Genomic DNA, 23,979 nt, shown 5'->3' with positions numbered 1-23,979 from the left:
ACTCTATTTTAAAACTACATGAGGGTATTTTCGTTATAGGACTGTTTACGTCTAAAATAACGTTGTTTAATAAATGTAATTAATGACATTGAATTATATTTATTTTCAATATCGGACAGGATACCTAGATAAGTATCTATTTCATTGTTATAGCTTTCATTTTGTTTACTTAGAAATGTGAAATACATTTCAGATATTTTATTTTCAGTGTTTGTACAGAACTCATGAAATTCATTACTTTCTACTTTTAGATTAAAGAAACCATTTTTTACGTTAAACCCAACTTTTGTGTAAAAACCTATTAAATATTCTTCATCAAAGGCCATGCTAATCATTCCATTGAAGAGGAGTCCATAACCAGGATAGCTAAAATATGCCCATCTGTATATGGAATATACCATAGCAGTTCCAACCCCATTTCCAATATGATTTGCATCTAAACTGGTAATAGTAATTTCAATTTTGTTTGCTGATTGATCTTTTTGAATACGACATGAAGCAGTTCCGACCCTTGAGTTATTAACAAGGTCGTGAAATTGCATGTCGAAGGAAATATACTGAAACTCACATCGTTCACTAATACTAGTAAATGAACATTTTAATTTTTGACCATTAGTAGTCATTATGATTGGAAGTGTAGTCAACATAGAATAAATTACACCCTTTCTACATAATAGTTAATCCTGCGATTTTTGATTAATGAAACTCCCAGTATAAAATTGGGCGAGGCAAAGAAGGTAGGCGGGAGATCAACTGCTAGCAAAAGTCTGACGGATTCAGCTGAATATATAAACTTAAGGACACATGAGTCCAACTTAATGTAATAAAAAAAGAGCCATATATGATGGTATGGCTCCTTTTAAGTATTAAAATGTTTCTCCATGTTCCCTCATTACGTAATGGATAGAGCTATCCTGTACTTTTGGTGCAAATGTTTCTCCATGCTCAGCATTTTGAGTAATGTTGTTTGAAGTGAAGCTAAATCCGAAAACGGCTACTAATCCTAGAGTGATACCTAAAACTTGAATTACTTTCTTCATTATTTTAGTGCCTCCTTTTTACGTAGTTTTTCTTCGGCTTCGTGTGACTTAAAGAAATATTGGTTTGCTTTATCTTGCTGGTTAGCTGAGTAAAATTTTAAAGCCAATTGTTTCGAGTAGTCATGAACGAACCCTAATAAACCTTCTTGTTCAAAGTACTCAATTCCTTCTGCAATTGTATTTTCGGACTTTTCTGTAGATTCTTTCGAGTTTAGTGCGCTTAATATTGAGAAGTGGTGTTTATATTCCGTGTTATTGATACGATTGCATGCTTCTAACCCAGTTTCAATAAATTTTAATGACTCTTCTGTATTTCCGAGTTTGTAGTTTTCTCTTGCAATAAGGAAAATTGCTTTATAACTCTTTTCTGGAGTATCGATAGCTGTTGTTAGGTTTCGTATAGCTGCTTCTGAAAGATCTTGCTCAGCATATAGAAAACCTAAGTTATGTCTAATTTTAAGCCCTAACATGGTGTTGTGTTTTTTTGTAACGATATCTAAAGCCTTAATAAAATATTCTTCCGCATATTCATATTGTTTAAGTGATGTGCATGTTAATCCAAGGATATTATTACAAGCTGCTATATTAAGTTCATATCCTGTTTCAGGTTCGAAGAATTTTAAAGCACGGTTTGCATATTTCACTGCTTCCAATGGTTGTCTTACCTGATAGTAAAAAGCAGCTACTTTATAATAGAATTCAGCTTTCTCAATCTCATCAGGGATATTTGCGATTAATTGTTTTGCCTTATCGAAATACTCACCAGCTTTTTTATATTCTCCAATTTCTGTGTTATGAATTGCCTTAAAGAAGTTGTAATAATAATTTAAAAGTTCTTCACTAGGTTTATTAAAATCTTCAATTTTTTCAAGCGATTTTTTAGAGCCTTCATAATCTTTGTTTAACATATTATGTCTAAACTCTAATAAAGAGTAATATAAAAGTATGTTTTGATTTTCTTCAATTTTATCAATCTTATTTTTTATTTCTCCAAATAAATTAGTTGATTTTTCATGATCTAGTTCACGAATAGAGTCATGCCAGTTACTTAAAAGCTCTGTAATTTCACTTAATGTTACTGTTGCAGCTCCCATATAAACCCCTCCTATTATATATTGTGCGATTTCTCATTATTGTATCAAATTTGTTAATATTTAGGTATCTAGAAAAATATTTCTCAACAATATTCTATTGACTTCTACAGAAAAAATTAATATTTTCGAGTTTCCCAGATTGCAATATCCATAAATGAACTTGGAAATTTTTTTATAAAGATAATTGGGCTACTAAGCAGAATAAAGAGCGAGATAATTAAATGTAATCTAACTTTGAAACTTATGCGTGGTTCTTTTTAAGAATTGAGAGTAGGTTAATATTGTTTTACGGTTACTTAGTTTCGTAGAATTATTTGTATATATTTAAAGTGAAGGACAAGTTACCGATAGTAACCTGTTAGATAAAGAGTTGTTTTTATATTTATAATTAAAGGGGGGATCTGTAGAAAAGTGAATTTAGTTTTGTATGCGATTCTTATGATAGTTATAGCAATAATTTTTAATCTAGGAATTCTGTTTTGTGAAAGAGTAAGGAGAAATTACAAAAAGCAACATTTGCATAATACTAATCTTAAGAAAAGGGAGAAATGACATTTGTCTATTTTTGATAGATTATTATTTTTTTATGTTTTAAGCATGGTTGCTTTATTATTCTGTGATGTTTTAGGAATTAATGTGTTTTTTAGTTTTTCTACAATGATAATAAATATGGTTTGTTCATGTTATCTATATATTCATTATGTGAAAAGAAGGAATAGTGAAGTCCATTATGTTATTTAAAAGTAACTGGTAGAAATTTGTGAACATACTTAGTAGTCAATTCTGAGAATAATAATTGTGGGGGAAAAAGATGAAATGGGGAATAGAAGCAATAAAAAGTTATGAATTAAATTGTAATGGTTTAGATCGTTTTACTTTTTTAGGGGAAGAATACCAAAGTACCAATTGGAGTTACTTATCCCTCTCTCATCTTCAAAATTTCCTGGAAACATCAGGTTTGGATAGAGATATGGTTTTAGAACTGCTGCCAATTAATTTTAAAGGCATTGTATGGAATTCTCTCGAAAGCGAGGACTTGGAATTTCTAAATACTTTAACGAACCCTAATAGATGTTTGGAAATTTTAGATAGGTATAACTTAATGGATTCTGCAGCAGCTTATACACCAAGCATGGAATATAAACTGAGATGGTTAAAAGAGCGCTGGGTGAAAGGATATTATGTTTTCGCCAACTGTTAAGATAAGACTTGAATACTAGAAAGGAGGATACAATTGAGAGGCCCAACTCATGTAGCAGCAGGAGCAGCTTTCGCTTTAATTGCACATAATTATGCGGGAATTGGGGATGACCCATATTTATTAACGGCCACATCAATAATTGGAGCATTAATACCAGATATTTGTCATCAAGGATCTACTTTAGGAAGAAAAATACCTTTATTATCTTGGGGGGTCAATAAAACTTTTGGTCATCGTACAATAACACACAGTCTAATCTTTTTGTTTGGTATAACGGCACTTCTTAAGTACCTAGTTCCCCAGTACCCCATAATATATATAGGAATGTTTATTGGGGTATTAAGTCATCTAGTGTTAGATGCCCTTACACCAAGTGGGATTCAATTGCTTTACCCTTTGAAAATGAAAATAAGATTTCCGATATATACAAGAACAGGAAGTATGATTGAATATATATTTTTCTTTTCACTTATTGTAATTGATATAACTTTAATTGGAGGCTCTTTTTAAATTCACATGAAAAATAGAGTAGAAATAAGGCACTCGAACAGCTATTTAATGTTCAAGTGCTTTTTTATGTAGAGTCTACATTTTAATTAATTATGGGTAAACTTTCTATCTTATTTATACAAATTATGATATGGTACAATATGTTAATTAAATGCAATTTTTTCTAAGGGGATGGGGCATAGTGAAAGCAAAGAAACTAGTAACGTTTGCGATACCGTTCATGCTATTGGCAGGTTGTGGTACCGATAAAACAGACGCAAAGCCAAAAGAAAAAGTAGAATCTAAATCAGAAACGAAAGAAAAGCTGTCAAAAGAGAAGTATCCAACTCGAATGACTGGTTTATCCTCTGAGTTAGTGCAGAAAATTACAGTAATAACTGAGATAGCTATGGATAAAACTAAAAAGGAAACTGACTTAAAGAAAGAAATTCTAAAAGAAGAGTCTGAGTTGCAAAAGATTATCGCTAAGTTTAAGAAGATAGACCCACCAAAAGAGTTTGAAGACGCTCATAAAGAGATTTTAAAAGCAGTAGACTGTTATAGTGAAGCCTATGCACTTCAAGTAGAAATTTTGAAGGGGAAAGGAAAAGTAACAGACGAAGATAGAGAAAAGTCTAAAAAGTCAATGGACTTGATTAATGAGGGTAACAAGTACTGGCATAAAGGATTCGAACCTATTGAATCCCATAATGAAAAGGAAGCAAAAGCCTTAGGTTTCGATGTAGATACGAAGACCGACTCTAAGTCGTCAACTACTTCTGATAATGGTAACGTACAAATATCCGCAGACGGTAACGAGTTAATCGGTTCTTGGGGTAGTTACAAAGGTTCTGAGTTTCGTAAGGGTTTAGACTTTAGACAAGATAAGTCATTCACGGCTTATGATGACACTGGTAACTCTTCTTATGAAGACAACCATATGACAGGAACATGGTTATACAATAAAGACAGTAATAAAGTAACGTTGATTCCTACTGAATTTGTTAAAGACGGTAAGAAGATAGATGCTAGACAAATGAATGCGGTAGTAGATTATACTGTCGAGTTCTTGAGAGCAGGTTCTTTAAGAATGGTAGATAGTAAAGGTAAAAAATTAGAAGTAGAGAGACAGAAGTAAAATTGGAATAAAGTCGAACTGTTTATAAAAAAGCTGAACCACTAGATTCCTTTGTATAAAAGGAATCTTTTTTGTGCTTATTTTTCATTTCGATATTCTTATAAATTAATACTTTTGTTACAGGTAATGAGGAAAAAGATGAAAGAGGTGTTGATTTAAAATAAAGTTTATTTCCAATCAACAATATAACTAATATGTATCGGAGAGAAATTCAATAGATTTAAAAATTTAGTGGTTAAATTACAAAATCAAAATGTGTGAATATGAAAATGATTTGTAATAATTGTAAAAAATAAAAAAATTTGGAAAAATGATTTAATGTTTGTAATTTTTTGTCTTATAATAGTTCTTAGGTTTATTGTGATTATTTTTAATATTTAAATAATCATGCAAAACAAATATTGTTTGGGAGGTTTTTAGATTGGGGAAAAGAGTTGTTGTAAGAGTTCTAGCAGTACTTTCTGTACTTGCGCTATTCCTAAATGTTTTTTTACCAAGGGTTAGTGCAGAGGTAATGACGCACGAGAAATATTCAATGAACTGGAGTTATAGTAATAGTTTAGGCAAGTACATTCGAACTGAAATGATTAAAAATTCAAGCGGTCAAATTGCTTATTGCTTAACTCTTGGACTAAAATCACCAAATGGTGAAGATCTTCCTGAAATGGGGAAAACAGATAATGTAGTATATAGGGTCCTATTAAACGGTTTCCCGCAAAAAAGTGTTCAGCAGTTAGGAGTAGCTAATCAGAATGAAGCGCATTACGCAACTCAGCTTGCAGTTTGGAATGCATTAGGTCAACTTGATGTAAATGAACTGAAACATGAAAATAAAAATGTTGAAAAAGCAGCTAAGGCAATTATCAATGCTGCTAACAATAGCGGCGATACACAAGATATCTATATGAATGTTATCCCAGCTGAAAAGCAAAAAGCAGAATTAAAAGGTGAGTTCTTCGAAACGAATCTATATACAGTACAAACAAATGCTAAGAGTGGTTCTTATAAAGTAGTAGCGAAAAATGCACCTAATGGAGTAAAAATTGTTAGTGAAAATGGTGAAGTGAAAGATCAACTTTCAGTTGGAGAGAAATTCCGTATCCAAATTCCTAAAAATACAAAAACAGGTGAATTTAATTTAAGTGTTGCTGCAAACTTAACAAAAGTTCAAGCAATTGCTTATCGCGGTACGGATACTGTTCAGAATGCTACAGTATTACTAGAAAGAAATGAAGAAAAGCTTAGTAGTGACCTTGCAGTAAATTGGGAAGCAGCTGGTTCCTTAAAAATTAAAAAAGTCGGAGAAAGTGGAGAAGTATTAGCTGGTGCGGTATTCGAGGTTTTTAATGCGATAATGAATCAGTTGGAAAAATTACGACTGGCGCTGATGGTACTGCAGAATTAAATAACCTACCAATTGGTACGTATACTGTAAAAGAAATAAAAGCGCCAACAGGCTATGTTTTAGGTGATAAACCACAAACTATTGAGGTTAAGACAGGAGAAACTGGGGCTGTTCAAATAGTAAACAACAAGGCAAAGGGAAACATTGAAATAAAAAAACTTAGTGATTCAGGTAAAGTGCTATCTAATGTTGAATTCACTGTTTTTACTGAAGATGGAAAAGAAGTGAAAAAGGCAGTAACAAATGAAAATGGAATTGCAAAGGTTGAAGGCCTTACATTTGGTAAGTATTATTTCTTAGAGACAAAAACACCTAATGGATATATCGGAAATAAAACAAAGTATCCTTTTGAAATTAAAGAGCACAATAAAACACTTACTTTTACAGTGGAAAATACCGAAGTAAAAGGTAGTGTAAAACTATTAAAAGTTGATACCGAAGATATTAGTAAAAAGTTAGAAGGTGCAGTATTCGAGTTAAAAGATGCAAGTGGAAAAGTAATTGGTGAATATAAGACAGATAAAAACGGTGAGATTAACGTTAAAGATCTAGCGTATGGTAAGTATTCATTTGTAGAAAAAACTTCACCAAACGGTTACGTTCTTGTTACAGAACCAATTGTGTTCGAAATAAAGGAACATGGAAAAATTATTGAGCTATTAGCAGTTAATCATCTAATCAAAGGTGATCTGGAAATTACAAAGGTAGATGTTGCGGATGGAAACAATAAGCTTCCAAATGCAGAATTTACGATTTATAACGAAGCAGGAAAAGAAGTAGTAAAAGGTAAAACAGATGATAAAGGTATCGCTAAATTTGAAAAGCTACCATTTGGAAAATACACATATAAAGAAACTATTGCACCAAACGGTTATATCTTAAATGAAGAGACGTTTTCTTTTGAAATCAAAGAGAATGGTCAAATAATTAAACATATCGTCAAAGATGAGAAGATTCCTTCAATTAAAACAACAGCAACTGACAAAAAAAGATGGTACAAAAGAAATGCACACTTCTAAGTCTGTAACAATCCAAGATAAAGTGGAATACAAAGACCTACAAGTGGGTAAAGAGTACACTTTAAAAGGTAAATTAATGGATAAAAAGACTAATAAACCATTCGTTGTAAATGGTAAAGAAGTAACAGCTGAAACGAAGTTTACACCAAAAGAAGCAAACGGATCTATCACATTAGATTTCACTTTTGATGCAACTGGTTTAGAAGAAAAAGAAGTAGTAGTATTCGAAGAGTTACTGAAAGACGGAAAAGTTGTTACTACACATGCTGATATCAATGATAAAGGTCAAACAGTTAAGTTCGTTAAGCCATCAGTAAAAACAACTGCTACAAACAAAGCTGATGGTGGAAAAGAGATTCATTCAAAGGATTCTATCACAATCCAGGATAAAGTGGAGTACAATAACTTAGTTGTTGGTAAAGAGTACACTGTAAAAGGAAAATTAATGAACAAAGCTATTAACGAACCATTATTAATTGATGGTAAAGAAGTAACAGCTGAGACTAAGTTTATTGCAAAAGAAAAGAACGGTTTTGTAACATTAGACTTTACTTTTGTTGGTGCTGAACAGCAAGGAAGAGAAGTAGTCGTGTTTGAAGACTTATTGCATGAAGGTCAAGTAATTGCAACTCATGCTGATATTAACGATGTAGGTCAAACAGTTCGATTTGTAGAGCCTTCAATTAAAACGACAGCTACAAATAAAGCTGATGGTTCTAAAGAGTTAGACGCTTCTAAAACAGTAACTATCCAAGATAAAGTGGAATACAAAGACTTAATCGTGGGTAAAGAATACGTAGTAAAAGGCAAACTAATGGATAAAGCAACAAAAAAACCATTATTAGTTGATGGTAAAGAAGTAACAGTAGAATCTAAGTTTACTGCAAAAGAGAAAAATGGTTCTATCATACTCGATTTCACATTCAATGCTTCTGCATTACAAGGTAAAGAAGTGGTAGTGTTTGAAGAATTGTATCAAGATAATGTCTTGGTAGCTATTCACGTTGACATCGAAGATAAGGGGCAAACGGTGAAATTTAAAGAAGTGAAACCGGAGCAACCAAAACCAGAACAGCCGCATCAAGATAAAAATACTCCAACTTCAGAACAACCAAAAGAGCAAGTAAAAGAACAACCACAACCTAAGAAAGAAGTTCAGTCTAAAATTGGATGGTTACCGCAAACAGGTGCGGACCTTACAAGTTGGATCTCTATGGCTGCGGGTGCATTACTGTTAATTGTTGGTGGAGTTATTTTCTTAAAACGTAAAAACGCATAAAAATTAAAAAATAAGCACATCTGTTTTATAGGATGTGCTTATTTTTATGTTAGTATTTTTGTAGATTTGAAATACAGTCGCGATTGTTTAAGATCAACGGTAGTAAATGATCAAACTTTATTATAAAAATTGCATAGTATTTCACAAAGGCTTAACCCGTTTTGATCAATCTTTTTTTCAAAACGGGTTCTTATCGTTTAACTTAAAATACGGGTTTGGGGGATATTTCTGATCAAACTTTATTCCAAACCAACAATTTTAGTCTTATTTACAGTATTTTAATCTATTTGACTATTTTTGAGTTGTTGTAATAATTCCAGGACAGCAAAACAGTCAGCAGCTGCCCGGTGTTTAATGGTTAATTCTGTTGCATCACTTAATGAAATCCATCTTTTTGAATCTACATAATCGGCGTATATTTTCATAATACATGTGGATTTAAAGTTCTTAAATTCTACACTGTTAGCAATACAAGTACTTTCTATCATACCTAAATCAAATTCAGCGTTATAAATAAGCAGAGTTTTTCCTGCAGTAACTTCACATAATTCTTTATATATTTCTATCCATGATGGTGCATCGTGTACCATTTCATTTGTAATACCATGAATGGAGGCTGCTTCAGCTGGAATATTTATAGTTGGCTTAACTAAAGAGTTTAATAGGATTTTTCCTGCTAAATCAATTACACTTATCTCGATAATTTGATCTCTTAGAGTAAGTCCAGTTGTTTCGGTATCTAAAATAACAAACTGATCTTTGTTTATAAACATTTTGTTTATAAACATTTTGTTAATAAATGTTTTGATTTTTAATTTTGTTTCTTTTAATTGATTCATAATTTCTTGGTGTTCGTAGCAGCTAGAGCAGAGACTTAAACGTAGTTTGACTTTACTTTGAACAATATAGCCACACTGTTTACAAGTCCGTTGCTCTATACCTAATTTTCTACCATTTGATAGTGCTAGTTTTTGCTTATCAGATAATTGCCGTTTTTTTTCTGATTTTGAGCGTTCATATAGCTCTATATACCTATTATTTACTCTCTGGAATACCTTAGCTACAGGAGCTTCTAAAGGCTTTAAACCTTCTTTGCTGAGTTTAGTTTTGCTTGCAAGTTCTATGGGAACCTCGCTCCAATTTTTATAACTTATCATTTATCTTCACCCCAATGGTTAATTTAGCTATTGAAATAAATATGTGGGAATTTTTTTGATTTATTATTAACCTTATCTAAATTCTAACCTAATTCTAATTTATGGTAAAATTAAACTGCGGATAGGAAGAAAAAGGGTAAATAGTAATGGATTATTAGCATATCGGGGGAATAAAAATGTTAAACAATAATGTATTAGATGAACTATTTAATGAGGTAGCATATGAAGATGAATCATATTTTTATTATTTTTACACTATGAAAATGGCGGCAACATCAGAATTTATTAAATTTGGTCCTGGTGCATTTTTAGAAAATCAACATCAAGTGATTTGTTTTACTAATAAGAGGATTATGATGCTTGAATTGAATCCGCTAACTGGTAAGTTAAATGGCAATAAGATAATAATTGATATTGAAGATGTAGAGGGAATTAAAGTGAAAAGAGGGCTAATAAAGTCTAAAGTTATTGTTACATTAAAAGGTAACAAAGGGGATATAGTTATGAATCCAAATAGTTTTACTATTGGATTATCAAATCATAAAAAAAACTTAGTGAAACTGGAAGAGATGTATAGTTAAAAACCAGTCTCTATAAAGTTAAAAGTCCATTTTGATTAAGATCTTGATAAAAGACTTATTAGAATGGATTTTTTTCTTTTATAGGGGATAAGTATTGATATTCGAAATTTAAATTCGAATATTTTGTATGGATTTATTTATTATCAGTAAAATATTCAATTCAATAAGTGGTTTAATGTTATACAAAATACATAGTAAAATTAATAATGAAAGTATCTTTTTATAAAGCAATTTGGTAATAAATATTTCAATATTATTAGGGAGGGATAAAGTGTTTACTAGAGTTAAATATATCATTTCCTTCTTCATTCTCTTAATAGGAATAATTGCAGGTTGTGAAGTTAAAGACGCGCCTGCTAGCAAAAACGAAAATAGCTACCAAGGAATCCGGAATGATGAAATAGAATATAATGAGAAGTTAAATGGATTCAAACAAGTAAAAGGTAAATTTATTCAAGAGTTTGATGGAGATACGATACTGGTATCTACAAAACAAAATGGAGAAGTTATAAAGAAAAAGGTAAGGGCTTTATTAATTGATACCCCAGAGGTACAAAAAGTTAATAATGGAAAAGTTATATCTCCATCAATGCCTTTAGCAGATAAAGCGAGGGAGTTTCTTAAAAATAAGTTGAAGGGAAAAGAAATTATCCTTGTATATGACAAAGGTGATCCAAAAGATAAATTTAATAGGGAATTAGCATATATATTCGTAGATGGAAAGTGTATACAGACTGAATTGTTAAGAGAAGGCTTAGCCATAATTAGATATGTAAAAGAGCCAAATACTGCATTATATGATGAATTTAAAAAGGCAGAGAGCGAGGCACGTAGTCAGGGAAAAGGGGTATGGGCAATCGTTGATTATGTAAAACAGAAGGAAAGTGAATCATATTACAATTTAGAAAAGAGGGATATTTAAAAATGAAAAATCAAGACGTGGGGGATATGAAAAAGTTTTGGGATAGGTTGGTTCAAGTTGCTCCGCGAATGGCAATTTCAGCACTTTTGGCAGCTATATTAGTTATCTTCGCATATAATGCTAATGATTTATTTGAGTTGTTTTATCAAAAAATTTTCAAATAAATACTACTTCTATTAAGGGAAATTTAGTATAATATATAGGTATTGAAATGTAATGTTGTAGGGGTATAACATGCTATATTCAATTCATAAAATCGGATTCACTTATATGAAAAATAAGAGCATTCTCTAATGGGAGTGCTCTTATTTTTCATATAAACGGTACGTTAATGTAAGAGGATTTTTCACTAAAAAAGAATTTGAGCCGTATGATTATGTATTGGTAACTGTTTCTACTGTTTCAGTTGGCTTTCTGTTGCACGTGAAGGAGCTGAAAGAAAAGTGTATACATTCGAATCAGATAAATACGTGGAAGAATTAAAAAAGTTGATCCTCGGGGAATGACTCAAAATGTAGTTGAAGATATTATAAAAACGGGCACTCTCAAACCAGGAGACAATCCTGTTACTTGGAAAAAAGTTAGAGACGAAGGCTACGTAGTTATAAATGATAAAGGTGATGTTATCACAGTTGTTCCCGCAAAAAAAAGAATAGAATGAATAACATAGTAAGTAATCTATGACAAAAAGGTTGAGGAATATTGGATATTAAACTTGATAAGTATGAGTTATTAGAGATTTTCGAAAGTGAACCGGAAGATTACTATATTTCGGGTGCGGGTGCGTATCGATATAGTAAAATTGATAAATTTGGATTTGAACTGGTTATGAATATGTTCTATTATGATGCAACAGTTGAATTAATAATGCTATACGAAGATAAACGAATCATAGAAACCAAGATGGAATCGGTGAAAGAAATATATACTCGTAATGATTCACTATACATTCTAGGTACAGAAGAAAAGAAAAAAATCGAAGTAAAATTCAAACCATATTTTTCAGTAAAAATACAGGAGTTATAAAAAACTATAAGATAAAAAGGATTTAAGATACGTTTACTTAAGTTCTTTAGGTAGTTAGGGTTTGACATACTAACTTAAAAAGAAAAATGTTGAGCAGTTTATCTTCATTTGAATATCAAAAAAAACTGTTTGCCAACAATGTTAAAAAGAAAGGACAAGAGCATACGGATCGTTTTTCGGCCAAAGCCAGGGCATAGCGAACATCAAACAGGATTAACAATGGATGTTTCTTCTAAAAGTGCAAACAATGAACTAGAGCTAGCCTTTGCGAATACGAAGGAAGGAAAATGGTTGAAAGAAAATGTGCATCGTGCAGGGTTTATCATTCGTTACCCAAAAGGTAAGGAGAATATTACTGGATATGCATATGAGCCTTGGCATATACGCTACGTAGGAGATATTGCCGAAAGTATATATAAGGATAAATTAACTTTAGAAGAATATATGCATCAAGGAAAAAGAAAGAATCAAACTTGATTTTAATAGAACATAGAAGTAATCCGCGCGTTATAGATAAGAGAACAATTAGTACACATTTATTAAATAGCGCTTGAAAGACTCATTGTTAATAAGTCTTTCAAGTATGAGTAAGTATACTTATTTTTGGAATGAATTAATACATAGGTAAAGCATACTCTTATCAAAGTGGAGTGAAAAGAATTAGACTTTTAGTAAATAAATAAAAAAGTCCTCACATAGGTGTCATTAAATTGTTTAAGTTATTTTGACAAAAATGTAAGGGCTTCTTTGTAGAAAGTCACCAATTAAAATACTTTGAGGACTAAAACTTAGAGCGTAAAGTTTTCATATGTACTAAAGTCAATTGTACCTTCATATCGTTCTTCGATTACTGTTTTTAAATAATTATTATCTACCCTGGCCTGTCTACGTCTATAAATTTGGGAATTGTTATTTATTATTTCTAAAACCTGTAAAAAATGCTCTCTTGTAAATTCTTCAACGTATGGTTCTATGTAGTTTGTAAAACGGCTATCAGCTGAATCATAATCGTAACTACCTTTAAAGAGTTGTATTACAAAGTCGATAAATTCAGGTATATAGTTCATGTTTATTGAGAAATTATATAAAAAATCAATGTTGCTTATAGAGATAGGAAGCTCACAATAGTCTTCATCTGAAATACGAGATGATATTTTACTGAAATGCTCTTCAATGTTACTTGATAAATAGGCACTCATGACAAGAATGGCTATATCATTATTTGCTTTTTCTGTCAGAACAACTTTTAAATCATCTGTCGTTGAAACATATAGGTCTGGATTTTCTGAAAAGAGTATTTGTAAATGATAAAGAATGTTTAAATTATCAAATGTAATTTGACTATAATACGATGATTGTTCTCGAACTACTGCTAAAAATTGATTTGGATTGCGATTAAGTAATAGTCTTAGTGCACGAAAATTAATAAATCTATTTTCTTCGCACTTATCATCTTCCAGCCTGAATACAAATTTCCATAATTCTTTAAATAAATTTTTACTTAATGCTTCGTTAATTTTACTAAAGTATTTACTTTCCAGGTATCTACTTAAATCTTCATCTTTAACCAAATCATTTTTTATGGATTCAAGATCTAATACAAATGGTACAATCAACTTGTTAGATAATAATGGTGATTTGCATAACACGCCATCTAACATGTTTCGCATATGAGATCTTACATTTTCTTTGTTGGGTCTAAAAAGAATATCTAGTTGATCTAAAACAGGGTGAGCGGATAAATTTCTATGTTTTTTTAAATGATCTAGATTTTCTTTGTCATGAACCTCAAGTAAGTTAGTTTTAGCATAAATTTCATCTATTAAATCACTCTCCCAATTAGGGCTGTTGGGGTGTTGGCGTTGTTGCTCCCTAATTTTTTCTAATATTTCTTTTGCAGTATCATCTGAGTATTTATCTTCTAATTCTTGCAACTTATAAACGAGGTCGCAAACCACAACAGAATACAACATAACGATAGCAGAGCGATTATTCCCGTTTGTATAAGAGCTCATAACTTCTTTAAAATATTCTTTAGTATTATGGTGGTAAATTTTTTCTGTTAAGTATTCAATGGAGTCTGTGTACATAATTTTTTCTCCTTTTGATCAGTATTTATAATTGTTTAGAATTATAGAAGATCAATATGTTTCAAATAAAAGCTATTAAAATAGAATACTCTACTAAAGCAGGAATATTTACATCTCATATTAATAATATCAGTATTTTTTACAAATGTTACAATCATTTTATAAATATATATGATTTAAGTATTCAAAGATATATTGTATGTTTCTAAATGGATTATCTAAATAGTATTACAGTTCTTAAAAAACTCCTCAGGGTAGTTTTTTGTTCATAAAATGATTCTTTTATAAAGAATCATTAAACTTATACATGGGCTGTATTAGCTGTTATGTAATGCGTTTTACCATGGCTTTTATCTACATAGCATGTTACGTGTTTGAAGTAGAATCATATCCTGGTAAGGAGAGGGATGTTTCTGAAAACCACTTACATAAGGATAAATACAATTACTTATTTTTAATTAGTTTACATAACCTTTATTATAGGTAGTTCTATTTTTTTAAAAAATATCATCTCAAAAAGTTAAGTTATGACGTTTTATTGAGATGGTCTTGGAATTTTGTATTGTATCATTTATTAAATTAGTTAGTTAATTATTTGTTTTCTGTTGCAAATGGCATATTTGTTGCTATTTGTAATTTATCAGACGCTGCTGTATTAACATCTACATAAAAAATAATTGGATATTTCAAAATGAAGAGTATTCTTTTATTTTGAGACGAAACAAAGAAAAACAGACTTTTGATATCGTTATCCAACTGTAAACTTGCCCCTATTTGACAAGTTTCTTCTATTACTATTTCTCCTTAATCATTTGTTATTAATTGAAGAATAGCTCCATTATCTGTTCTTGTAGCTATATCTCCCTTTTCCTTTACTATATTCTATGAGAATCATCTAAGAGTTCGTTAAATCGGAATTTAACGAACAGTTGAGAGTGTGTGAGTTAATCTCCCCTCCTATCTTAATGTACAAAGACATGAAACTCTAAACTAATTAGAAAAGAAAGTCTAAAATAAGATCATTATTAATTATTTAATTGTATATTAAATAATTAATAATGAAATCAACCTATCTGTAGAGCAACCTTCTCGGTTGCTCTTTATAATTTTTTCTGAATAAATCTTCAAACTATGTACATACTATAAATACACTTGAGTTCTGAACTTCCTTCTTAATGCTTTGCCGGAGAGCAGTTAGCTTTTGCTAGCTGTTCTTTTACATTAATGAAACGCCAATTATAATCGGAGCATCTTTATACTCATTAAATTCTTCTTCTCATTTATGTTTTTTCGCAGTTGAACATATCGCATTTAGTGTGTTTATAAATATCTCAAGAGCTTGTTCTCTAGTTATTTCTGAAGGGAGTCCTTCTTCTTTAACCGGTTCTACACCATCACCTGCAACATATTCTACATATACTTCAATCGCTTTATCCGCATCTCTATGCACTGCAATTAACACATAATATCCATGCTTATTAACTCAAAGTATTTCATATCCGATCCTCCTTGAATAAAATGTAGTGTTTCGTTAATAATAAGACATAGGCTCCATTTGTCACGAATCAACCTTACACTTAGCATCATTTTCTAATATAGGGGCCGAGCAGTTAGCTTTTGCTAGCTGCTTTTTTTACACATTATATAAAAATTTAAATATTAATCTTTATTATGGTGGTGTGTATATGAAGAAGATATTTAAATCCACCTTCATCTTCCTATGTACTTTATTCTATGCTACGGTTATGGGCATATTAATTTATCAATTTATAACCGATGAATATTATGTGCCTCCAGCGAAAGACCCTAAAACAAAGTCTAAAAATCAGTAACATTTATAGACTTAAAAGAAACTATTTGAAAAATTATTCATACATTGTAGTCAGTCCTTTCTTATAAAGTGAGTTCGTCATTTTCGTTATAAAAATGGACTTATATCCTATAACTTTTTCAGAAATCATTCATATTTTATTTTTGAAAAAGTTGCTCTGCCTTTTTATTTATAAAAAAATGAAGTTTCTATTTTGTTTTCTTTTTTTGCATAATATTTTCGATTCTACTCATACTATAGTTGTAACATTACGTTACAGTGTATTGTGGGTATCGTCACTGTTGGACGATAAAGCAGTTAGTTCATTGAGCTAGCTGCTTTATCATTTACTAAGTACAAAATAGCATTTTTATATAAATCTTTTCACCTTTTAATTAGCCAAGCATATATTATTGTGTATGGCACTCCACAGTTCATACGTTCAAACCTTTTAGTCTAGGAGCACACTTATATGTGTGCTCATTTTTTATTTACTTTCAAATAACAATTTTGTTTTCACTGTCCCATTCCTTTAATAAATTACATATACTAAAAGGAATAGTCGTTACAGTACATTCAATTTCGAGCGTCTTTCTCCCAAGGCGCTTTTTATTTTTCTAATGACAGCTCCATGAATCTTAGCAAAACATACAATATTAAAAATTTACTCATGAAAATCTGATTACAACTTTTGGATTTTTCTGTTTTATGAGACCTTTACCTACCTTATTGAGAGCACGTTTTTATATGTGCTCTTTTACTTATTAGTAAATATAGATTCTTCCTTAACTTACTACTGTACATAAACTTTGAATAATACTATAATAAAAGCTGTTCGACTGTGTGCGAATACCTTTTAGGCTAGGAGAAATCCTAGCTTTTTATTTTCCTCCTGAAAAAACTGAATATTTTGTTAACAATATAGGTGGAGGAATTTTTATATACCTATTAATTCCTCCCTTTCTTTAAGGGTTGGACAGTTAACTTTCGTTAGCTGTCCTTTTAAATTTGTAACCTTTTATGTGAAGATGAATAACTTATAAAGAGTATTTTTGATGCACCTTCCTTTATTAGTTTATTCGACTATTCACTCCGGGAAAGAGCGCTGTTCGAAGGCACTTTTTCTTATGCATTCTTTTCTATAATTTTTTATAATCATTACTAATTAAAATTCACATATATTTTAATGAAAACGGGTATTCATTAGTGATTGGAGGCACCAGAATAAAGCGCTCCTTTTTTCACAGGTACAAAATAAAGATTTTATTAAAACTTTACACCTTTTAACTGGACAAGCATATATTATTATATGGAGGCATCCACTCATAGAAATCTACCTTTCTTGTCAAAGAGCATACTTATATGTGTGCTCTTTTTCGTTTGTTGCGAATAAATGCTTTTGTTTGAAATTCATTCACCTTATTGATTCCTTTGCATACATTACAATCACAAGGAATTCTACAGGTTTCCCTAGGCCAGTTACCTTGTATTCCTTGCACACCTTAAGGGAAGAATCCGTTTATAACAAACGGGTTCTTTTATTTTTACTCGTATAATAAGAATTTTGTTTAGTTTTCATTTGATTAATCATATTTAGATTTTATTAACATACCTTAATATTAATCAGGAATTACACTACCCCCCAGTAGATTTGTAGTTCCTGTAATTGAGTCTATGGCTCTGATCAGAACCTGTTTGTTATAAACAACAGGTTCTTTTTGATTCCACTTTACGAATATTCTTTTCCACATTACACATACTATCTACGAGTCAGCTATACTCTTTCAAAACGGAGTTTTACTTCTCGGGCAAAATGGCAGGTGATTTGGCTAATCACCTGCCATTTCCGATTAAAATATCGCTTTTCTTTATTTATCAATAACTGAAGTTACTTAATGTGGTAAAACAATAATCGGATTGGCATCCAGTACCATATTGTTAATGGTTCAAATCGCAGAAAGCACCTTAGGGTGTCTTTTCTTTTGTTTGAAACACAAACTGCCAAAATATTTGTATTTTTATTGATTTACGACTCGTATAAACCAACAAACTTCTTATATACAATTTGTTATCCTAAATGGGTTGACAATATGAACAGTTATAGAAGGATTTTGTTAATGGTAAAAACAGCTTGTGCAAGTATTATTACTGGAATTCTTTTAATATGTTCAACAGGATGTACCTATCAAACTGATTTCATCGCAGCTAAAGCTCAATTGGTAGATGGAACATATACAACAAAAGATATCACAGAAACATTTCCTATAGGAACACCCATAACTACTTACATTCAAACAGCAGAAAAATGAACGTAAAATATCTCACTATTAAAAATAGTATTGATTAAGTGCTCTAAACGTTACTAAACTATAATTCGGTAATTTGTTTGATCTGTCATAAATTATAGTAATTTTGTGGTTTTACAATAAATAATTTTTTTAATATGCTATTCATAAGTACGGTTGGAAAATACTTTAACATTGCAACTTTGAAATATCTCATTATATGACTGTCAGATGAAGAAAAATTCGCCGCTTTGATAGATTTTTTTTGTATTTTTTCAATTTCATATTTTAAGTAAGATTCATAGTTATAGAAGGCTTCTTTGTGAGAAGGGCAATGTATTAACTCTTGAGTCAATTTGTAAGCCCCCAGCATAGATTTCCCACCACCAGTTCCTGACATAAAGGTCATAGCATGAGCCGCATCGCCTAATAATACTATACGTCCATCACTCCATTGTGGTAACTGGACAAGTGTCATTTGATCTTGAAAAATAAGATTTTCGTTATTTATACTTTCAATAACGTCACGTATCCCCCACTCAATGTCTTTGCATAACTCTAATAAGAATTCTTTATTATTTTTATTATGGAACTGTTCTCGATGTTTATTCTTATATATAAACATTCCCCAGATATAAGTATCATCCATCCCGCAATGAATATAACATCCTGGTAACAGTGTCTCTAAAGTTTGATTTTGCTTCAATTTCTCAGGGATAAGAGTAGGCCTTGGTATAGTAAACACAGAAAAACCTATATCCAGCTGTTTCATATATTGTTCTTTCATTAATAAATTACGTGTAACTGAATGAATACCGTCTGCCCCAATGACTAAATCAAAGGACTCCTTCCTTCCATCATGGAAGGTGACCTCAACCTGATCGCTATTTTGATGGAAGGAATGAATTGTTGTATTAAAATTCACATCAATAGAATTTCTTATGGATTCATAAAGAATCTCATGCAATATAAAACGGTGAATACTTATTGAACCACCCTGTTGGATATGAAATTTTCTAAAATCGATTTTGCGCAGTTCTTGTCCCCCTTTATCAACAAATTGTCTCATTTCTACTATGACTCCGTTTTTTTTAACCTGTTCTAATAATCCTAATTTATCAAGAACAAATATCGCATCTCCTCTTAAACTAATTACGGACCCAATCGACCGAAACGAGTGAGCCTTTTCAATAATAGTTGGAGAAAAACCATTAGATAAAAGACAATTTGCTAAAGTTAGTCCCGCAATACCACCACCAGAAATTAATACTTTCATAAAACCCCTCCTGATATTGATAATCATTATCATTCATAAATATAGTATTACAAAAAATGGATTATAACAAGAAGGAACTATATAATTACGGTATTTCTTCCATAGACATTTTCAATGCTGTCAAACAAAAAACGTCATTTAGTTTCAAATCATGTACAAGTGGTTATCATACACAAAAAGTATTAATTGGGTTAACGCTGTAAATAATAATTAATAAAGGAGGTGTAGTGTAATGGCTAGAGATGTTCTTTGTGAGGTAAATAACTGTAAATATTGGAATTCCGGAAACAAGTGCAATGCAGATGCTATTTATGTAATTAGTCATACAGGTAAACAAGCATCAGATAGTAAAGAAACAGATTGTAAAACATTTGTACCAGAAGAATTGTAATTTTTTGATGGATGAAGAAATAGAACATCTAATCCTAGGGTTGAAAATAACAGTACAATCTTGTATAGATAATAATTTATATAATGCTTACGAACTTAAAAAATATCTTGAAAATTAAGACTAGAATAAATAACCCACTTAATTGGAATTGAGTGGGTTATTTATTCTAGTTAATTAAAGAATCATGAAGACATTTTGAAGTTTTTGGATTTAATGTTTGTCACCGTATAAGTACTCTTCCCCCACATTTCTGAACGATATGTACCTGGTGGTAAAACAATGTGCCAGTATTTTTAATTTATACATATATTACTATTTCATTTTATCTGTTTTTGCAACAAATTGAGCTGCTTCTGCACGCGTTACGAATCTATCAGGTTCCCATCCAGATCCTGTACCAATAGAAATCCCTTTATTAATGAGAATATTTACATAGTCCTCACCCCAATGGCCTTTTAAGTCTGAAAATATAAGTTTGCTATTATTGGAATTCACCTTGGTATTAAGATTATATGTTCTTACTAAAATAGTCGCCATTTCGGCTCTCGTAATAGCTGCTTCTGGATTGTATTTTCCTGTTCCATCTCCTATAATAATCCCTTTTTTCTCAACTGCAGCGATGTAAGGTGCAGCCCAGTGATCTTGTGAATCATAAAATGTTGGTTTAGCAGATGAATCTACAGGTAAATCTACAGTTTTTGCAATAATTTTGGCAGCCTGTGCACGTGTTAATTGATCATATGGTGCAAATCTTCCATCTGGATAACCATTTATAATATGCTTATTAACTAAATAATCCACGGATTCTTTGGCCCAATTAGGTACATCTGAAAAAGAGGTTGCTGGAGTTTCTTTCTTAACTACAACATTTTGCATCACTGTTCCATTAAATAATATTGGATAATAGCCACCTGCATCAAAGCTGGTTTCAAATGTAAATTCTTTTTCCCCTGCGGTCTTCCATTTTATGACCCCGTTTGTAACTGTTCCATCTTCTTCTTTCAATTTAATGCTCTTAGGTAGATTCCCCGCTGGATCAAATATTTGTACTTTTTGAGCCTCATTTATATTTCCTTCATTCAAAAAGATTTTTTGCCTTTGGATATTTGCTCGCTTTATATTTTTTAATGGTCGAATATCTGAAATAGCATTTGCATCTAAATTTACATTACTTAAATTCGGTAACATACTTAATATTGAAGAGTGTTTAATTGTTCCAATTTAGATAAAGGACTAATATCATTTATCTCATTATATTTTAAATCTAACTCTTTTAAATTCTTTAATTCGCTAATTGGTTGAATACTGTGGATTGTATTATATCCTAGCGACAATTCTTCTAAATTAGTTAATTGGTTAATACCAGTTATATTACTAATATTATTACTTGATAAAAATAACGATTTTAAAGAAGTTAATGTACATATTGGCCGAATATCCTCTATATTATTTCCTATTAAATCCAACCGTGTTATACTTTTCATCTCGTTTAATGGCGAATAGTCCGAAAGCTTAGTTTCTCTCAAATATAATTCTTCAACTTTTTTTAATTCAGTAAGGTATGCGATTAATACGGGTGCAATCCACATTCGTTGAACTTTCAATTCTCTTTCTTTTAGTTGAAGAAGAATTATAAGAATTAAAATAATAAGACCAGTTGTATTATCCATGTTATACTCTCTTTCTTTTTTAGTATGATTTATTCAATTTCAATTAGAAGTACACTGTGTTAGTTTAAAATTTTATTTTCATCACATACAGTAGATATCATTTTACAATTTTTTTTCGAATTGCCATTACAGCTGCTTGTGTTCGATCTGTTACATCTAATTTTTGAAGAATATTGTGGATATGAGTTTTCACTGTTCCATCAGATACAAAAAGGATTTTAGCTATTTCATGGTTTTGTTTTCCGTAAGCTAATAATTGTAAAACATCAATCTCGCGCTTAGTTAAAGCTTCCTTATATTCAAGTTCTTCATCAGCTAAATTATAATCATTCTCTTGCTTTATAAAATGTGTAAAAGCCTGATTTGCTGTTGTACTGTTATAAATCATTGCCCCTCGATTCATAGCACGTATACTATCTAGCATTTCCTCCGTTTCAGTATCTTTTAATATATACCCCACCGCTCCAGCTCGAATACCATCTAGGACATATTGTTGTACATCAAAAGTGGTCAATAAGACTACTTTTGTGTTCGGTAATATACTCATTATGTTTTTAGTAGCCATAATGCCTGATATGTCAGGCATTTGAATGTCCATAATTACCATATCCGGTACAGTTTCTAAAGCTATTTTAATTGCTTCCTTACCGTCTTTACATTCCCCAACTATCTCCATATCGTCTTGCATTTCAATAATATAACAGAGGCCTTTTCGAACAAATGGCTCATCATCTGCTAGCACAATACGAATCTTTTCCGTCATACTTCTCCTCCATTTTTCTGAATTGGAATAATAGCTTCAACCCGGAGGCCTTTTGGTTCATTTAAAGAAAAGGAACAATTGCCTCCAACAGATTGACAGCGTTTTATCATACCATTGAGCCCAAAGCCATATTTTAATGGCTTATCCCCTGTATATATACCATTATCATCAATTGTGAGTTTTACTACTCCATTTATTTCTGTTACGTTTACAATAACAGAATCTGCATAAGAATGTCGCAGGACATTTGTTAAAGACTCTTGTAGAATACGATACAGAATGGTACTTTCCTCCATCGACCATTCTGTTATACTTCCAGCTTGAATGAACTCAATTTGTAATAAAGAATTCGCTTGAACCTGTGAAATCAAACCTTTTAATGAAGTAAGCCCGAGATCTTTTTCATCACTTGTCCATTCCTTAACAGCTACGCGGATTTCTTCCATTCCTTTTCGTGCCACCTTTAAAAGTTCTTCAACATGATCCTGAGCAGCAGCAGGATTTTTCCTTAACATAATCTTAAGAGCCTGTAATTGAATAATAAGTGAGGTCATTTGGTGTCCAAGCCCATCATGAATCTCTCTTGCTAATTTTGTTCTTTCTGCAAAAGCTGCATATTGCATAGAAAGTACCGTTGTTTCCTGCAGTTCAGCATGTGCTTCATCTAATTCTTTTAGTTGTTTTTGATTTTTTTGATATGCTTCTTTTAGCTTAGATGTACTTCGGATTGAGACATAGAGGCCGATAATAATTAATGTTTCTTGATAAGGAAACGTATTCGCATGTAAAAGTAGAATAATAACTATACCTGTTATAGCAGCTAAAATTTTCGTTACTCGTGTCCACTTTGGTTCTGCTGCAGCAAGAAAACCTATGAGAGGCCATAACGCATAATTTGGAAAACTCGGATGAGAAAAATATAATACACATGAGAGGCTTATTAATATGCTCGCAAATAAAGCGTACCTCCCTGCATTCCACCAAGATTTTGGAGAATACAACATCCATAGATAAATTGAAACAAAAACACTACAGACCCATATTGCAAACGTACCATAAGGTGCAAAACCTTTATAAAAAAACACGCATATTAAGATGCTTCCAATCGCATTTCCTGCATGACTATCAATAATTTTTAAAAATGCTTTTTCCATGTACTTATTCCCTCGCAACCTTATTTTTAGTTTCAATATTCCCTGGTTATAGATGGATATCCGTTTTTTGATATATAGACTGTAAATTTACAACTTCTAATTATAATAGTTCATATTTGAGTAAGATTTCTTTAATGCAGATCATTTAAAATATGAAACAAAAGAATAATGAAGTAGTTATTATATTGT

Annotated in this window: 21 protein-coding genes and 3 pseudogenes; 12 read left to right on the top strand and 12 right to left on the bottom strand. The window is 31.2% G+C overall.

Annotated elements, in window-relative coordinates; genetic code table 11:
• Window positions 1-14: 14 nt before the first annotated feature.
• From MKY00_RS28160 to MKY00_RS28150, 3 genes are all read right to left on the bottom strand, one after another.
• Window positions 15-647 carry a hypothetical protein gene (locus MKY00_RS28160; RefSeq protein ID WP_000958314.1) on the bottom strand — a complete coding sequence of 211 codons (633 nt, stop codon included), beginning with the start codon at window positions 645-647 and terminating at the stop codon, window positions 15-17.
• A gap of 219 nt (window positions 648-866) precedes the next feature.
• Window positions 867-1,040 carry a hypothetical protein gene (locus MKY00_RS28155; protein WP_000755959.1) on the bottom strand — a complete coding sequence of 58 codons (174 nt, stop codon included), beginning with the start codon at window positions 1,038-1,040 and terminating at the stop codon, window positions 867-869.
• Window positions 1,040-2,134, bottom strand: coding sequence for a Rap family tetratricopeptide repeat protein (locus MKY00_RS28150; protein WP_033693717.1), 1,095 nt, complete (start codon window positions 2,132-2,134; stop codon window positions 1,040-1,042). The genes MKY00_RS28155 and MKY00_RS28150 overlap by 1 nt, the downstream gene beginning before the upstream one ends.
• 811 nt (window positions 2,135-2,945) lie before the next feature.
• On the opposite strand from MKY00_RS28150, the gene MKY00_RS28145 reads away from it, so the two are divergent.
• The 4 genes and pseudogenes from MKY00_RS28145 (at window position 2,946) to MKY00_RS28130 (ending at window position 8,665) form a co-directional block, all read left to right on the top strand.
• Window positions 2,946-3,335 (top strand): hypothetical protein, encoded by a 390-nt coding sequence (locus tag MKY00_RS28145; protein ID WP_033693719.1) that lies wholly within the window; start codon window positions 2,946-2,948, stop codon window positions 3,333-3,335.
• Between the two features lie 33 nt (window positions 3,336-3,368).
• Entirely contained in the window at window positions 3,369-3,845 is a 477-nt protein-coding gene (locus MKY00_RS28140) for a metal-dependent hydrolase (protein WP_033693721.1), read from the top strand.
• 181 nt (window positions 3,846-4,026) lie between these two features.
• Window positions 4,027-4,962: a DUF7018 domain-containing (lipo)protein gene (locus tag MKY00_RS28135; RefSeq protein ID WP_033693723.1), complete on the top strand. Its 936-nt coding sequence runs from the start codon at window positions 4,027-4,029 to the stop codon at window positions 4,960-4,962.
• A 421-nt stretch (window positions 4,963-5,383) separates the two neighbouring features.
• Window positions 5,384-8,665: pseudogene (locus MKY00_RS28130) on the top strand (VaFE repeat-containing surface-anchored protein).
• 278 nt (window positions 8,666-8,943) lie between these two features.
• Here the strand turns inward: MKY00_RS28130 and MKY00_RS28125 are convergent.
• Window positions 8,944-9,822 carry a 3'-5' exonuclease gene (locus tag MKY00_RS28125; RefSeq protein WP_048548422.1) on the bottom strand — a complete coding sequence of 293 codons (879 nt, stop codon included), beginning with the start codon at window positions 9,820-9,822 and terminating at the stop codon, window positions 8,944-8,946.
• 176 nt (window positions 9,823-9,998) lie between these two features.
• On the opposite strand from MKY00_RS28125, the gene MKY00_RS28120 reads away from it, so the two are divergent.
• From MKY00_RS28120 to MKY00_RS28095, 6 genes and pseudogenes are all read left to right on the top strand, one after another.
• Window positions 9,999-10,403: a PH domain-containing protein gene (locus tag MKY00_RS28120; RefSeq protein ID WP_033693725.1), complete on the top strand. Its 405-nt coding sequence runs from the start codon at window positions 9,999-10,001 to the stop codon at window positions 10,401-10,403.
• A gap of 271 nt (window positions 10,404-10,674) precedes the next feature.
• Window positions 10,675-11,325 (top strand): thermonuclease family protein, encoded by a 651-nt coding sequence (locus MKY00_RS28115; RefSeq protein WP_227572116.1) that lies wholly within the window; start codon window positions 10,675-10,677, stop codon window positions 11,323-11,325.
• A 2-nt stretch (window positions 11,326-11,327) separates the two neighbouring features.
• Window positions 11,328-11,489, top strand: a complete 162-nt coding sequence (locus tag MKY00_RS28110; protein WP_154231620.1) for a hypothetical protein — start codon at window positions 11,328-11,330, stop codon at window positions 11,487-11,489.
• Between the two features lie 338 nt (window positions 11,490-11,827).
• The gene (locus MKY00_RS28105; RefSeq protein WP_227255898.1) at window positions 11,828-11,986 is read left to right on the top strand and encodes a hypothetical protein; all 159 of its coding nucleotides are present in this window, start codon (window positions 11,828-11,830) and stop codon (window positions 11,984-11,986) included.
• A 41-nt stretch (window positions 11,987-12,027) separates the two neighbouring features.
• On the top strand, window positions 12,028-12,351 hold the full coding sequence (locus MKY00_RS28100) for a hypothetical protein (protein WP_033693727.1): 324 nt from the start codon (window positions 12,028-12,030) through the stop codon (window positions 12,349-12,351).
• Window positions 12,352-12,452: 101 nt separating this feature from the next.
• Window positions 12,453-12,828 (top strand): annotated as a pseudogene (locus MKY00_RS28095) (M15 family metallopeptidase); the annotation flags it as partial.
• 311 nt (window positions 12,829-13,139) lie between these two features.
• On the opposite strand, the gene MKY00_RS28090 reads toward MKY00_RS28095, so the two are convergent.
• The 3 genes from MKY00_RS28090 to MKY00_RS28080 all read right to left on the bottom strand — a co-directional run bounded on the left by MKY00_RS28090 (window position 13,140) and on the right by MKY00_RS28080 (window position 15,903).
• On the bottom strand, window positions 13,140-14,441 hold the full coding sequence (locus tag MKY00_RS28090; RefSeq protein WP_000287803.1) for a hypothetical protein: 1,302 nt from the start codon (window positions 14,439-14,441) through the stop codon (window positions 13,140-13,142).
• A gap of 591 nt (window positions 14,442-15,032) precedes the next feature.
• Window positions 15,033-15,197, bottom strand: coding sequence for a hypothetical protein (locus MKY00_RS28085; RefSeq protein ID WP_000368107.1), 165 nt, complete (start codon window positions 15,195-15,197; stop codon window positions 15,033-15,035).
• Window positions 15,198-15,717: 520 nt separating this feature from the next.
• A complete protein-coding gene (locus MKY00_RS28080) occupies window positions 15,718-15,903 on the bottom strand; it encodes a hypothetical protein (protein WP_002198374.1) in 186 nt (61 codons plus the stop codon).
• 2,465 nt (window positions 15,904-18,368) lie between these two features.
• Between MKY00_RS28080 and MKY00_RS28075 the strand changes: the two are divergent.
• Window positions 18,369-18,577, top strand: a pseudogene (locus MKY00_RS28075) (hypothetical protein); the annotation flags it as partial.
• Between the two features lie 68 nt (window positions 18,578-18,645).
• On the opposite strand, the gene MKY00_RS28070 reads toward MKY00_RS28075, so the two are convergent.
• Entirely contained in the window at window positions 18,646-19,812 is a 1,167-nt protein-coding gene (locus MKY00_RS28070; protein ID WP_000866095.1) for an FAD-dependent monooxygenase, read from the bottom strand.
• Between the two features lie 232 nt (window positions 19,813-20,044).
• Here MKY00_RS28070 and MKY00_RS28065 point away from each other — a divergent pair, with 232 nt between their 5' ends.
• Window positions 20,045-20,203, top strand: a complete 159-nt coding sequence (locus MKY00_RS28065) for a DUF1540 domain-containing protein (protein ID WP_000090307.1) — start codon at window positions 20,045-20,047, stop codon at window positions 20,201-20,203.
• 312 nt (window positions 20,204-20,515) lie between these two features.
• Here MKY00_RS28065 and MKY00_RS28060 read toward each other — a convergent pair whose 3' ends face one another.
• The 4 genes from MKY00_RS28060 to MKY00_RS28045 form a co-directional block, all read right to left on the bottom strand.
• Window positions 20,516-21,391, bottom strand: coding sequence for an S-layer homology domain-containing protein (locus MKY00_RS28060; protein ID WP_000937291.1), 876 nt, complete (start codon window positions 21,389-21,391; stop codon window positions 20,516-20,518).
• Window positions 21,392-21,393: 2 nt separating this feature from the next.
• Window positions 21,394-21,873: a leucine-rich repeat domain-containing protein gene (locus MKY00_RS28055; RefSeq protein WP_002198378.1), complete on the bottom strand. Its 480-nt coding sequence runs from the start codon at window positions 21,871-21,873 to the stop codon at window positions 21,394-21,396.
• 97 nt (window positions 21,874-21,970) lie between these two features.
• Window positions 21,971-22,636, bottom strand: coding sequence for a response regulator (locus MKY00_RS28050; RefSeq protein ID WP_000136653.1), 666 nt, complete (start codon window positions 22,634-22,636; stop codon window positions 21,971-21,973).
• Window positions 22,633-23,790, bottom strand: coding sequence for a sensor histidine kinase (locus MKY00_RS28045; RefSeq protein WP_000409395.1), 1,158 nt, complete (start codon window positions 23,788-23,790; stop codon window positions 22,633-22,635). The genes MKY00_RS28050 and MKY00_RS28045 overlap by 4 nt, the downstream gene beginning before the upstream one ends.
• Window positions 23,791-23,979: the final 189 nt, after the last annotated feature.

Source organism: Bacillus sp. FSL R9-9834 (genome assembly GCF_038006905.1).
Taxonomy (GTDB): domain Bacteria; phylum Bacillota; class Bacilli; order Bacillales; family Bacillaceae_G; genus Bacillus_A; species Bacillus_A pacificus.
Note: the sequence above shows the minus strand (reverse complement) of the source record. Positions and strands in the feature narration are given on the sequence as shown.

What these genes read in the sequence shown, in the direction of transcription:
- MKY00_RS28160 (WP_000958314.1), bottom strand. Translation starts at nt 647, where the DNA reads ATGTTGACTACACTTCCAATCATAATGACTACTAATGGTCAAAAATTA.
- MKY00_RS28155 (WP_000755959.1), bottom strand. Translation starts at nt 1,040, where the DNA reads ATGAAGAAAGTAATTCAAGTTTTAGGTATCACTCTAGGATTAGTAGCC.
- MKY00_RS28150 (WP_033693717.1), bottom strand. Translation starts at nt 2,134, where the DNA reads ATGGGAGCTGCAACAGTAACATTAAGTGAAATTACAGAGCTTTTAAGT.
- MKY00_RS28145 (WP_033693719.1), top strand. Translation starts at nt 2,946, where the DNA reads ATGAAATGGGGAATAGAAGCAATAAAAAGTTATGAATTAAATTGTAAT.
- MKY00_RS28125 (WP_048548422.1), bottom strand. Translation starts at nt 9,822, where the DNA reads ATGATAAGTTATAAAAATTGGAGCGAGGTTCCCATAGAACTTGCAAGC.
- MKY00_RS28120 (WP_033693725.1), top strand. Translation starts at nt 9,999, where the DNA reads ATGTTAAACAATAATGTATTAGATGAACTATTTAATGAGGTAGCATAT.
- MKY00_RS28110 (WP_154231620.1), top strand. Translation starts at nt 11,328, where the DNA reads ATGAAAAATCAAGACGTGGGGGATATGAAAAAGTTTTGGGATAGGTTG.
- MKY00_RS28105 (WP_227255898.1), top strand. Translation starts at nt 11,828, where the DNA reads ATGACTCAAAATGTAGTTGAAGATATTATAAAAACGGGCACTCTCAAA.
- MKY00_RS28090 (WP_000287803.1), bottom strand. Translation starts at nt 14,441, where the DNA reads ATGTACACAGACTCCATTGAATACTTAACAGAAAAAATTTACCACCAT.
- MKY00_RS28070 (WP_000866095.1), bottom strand. Translation starts at nt 19,812, where the DNA reads ATGAAAGTATTAATTTCTGGTGGTGGTATTGCGGGACTAACTTTAGCA.
- MKY00_RS28065 (WP_000090307.1), top strand. Translation starts at nt 20,045, where the DNA reads ATGGCTAGAGATGTTCTTTGTGAGGTAAATAACTGTAAATATTGGAAT.
- MKY00_RS28060 (WP_000937291.1), bottom strand. Translation starts at nt 21,391, where the DNA reads ATGTTACCGAATTTAAGTAATGTAAATTTAGATGCAAATGCTATTTCA.
- MKY00_RS28055 (WP_002198378.1), bottom strand. Translation starts at nt 21,873, where the DNA reads ATGGATAATACAACTGGTCTTATTATTTTAATTCTTATAATTCTTCTT.
- MKY00_RS28050 (WP_000136653.1), bottom strand. Translation starts at nt 22,636, where the DNA reads ATGACGGAAAAGATTCGTATTGTGCTAGCAGATGATGAGCCATTTGTT.
- MKY00_RS28045 (WP_000409395.1), bottom strand. Translation starts at nt 23,790, where the DNA reads ATGGAAAAAGCATTTTTAAAAATTATTGATAGTCATGCAGGAAATGCG.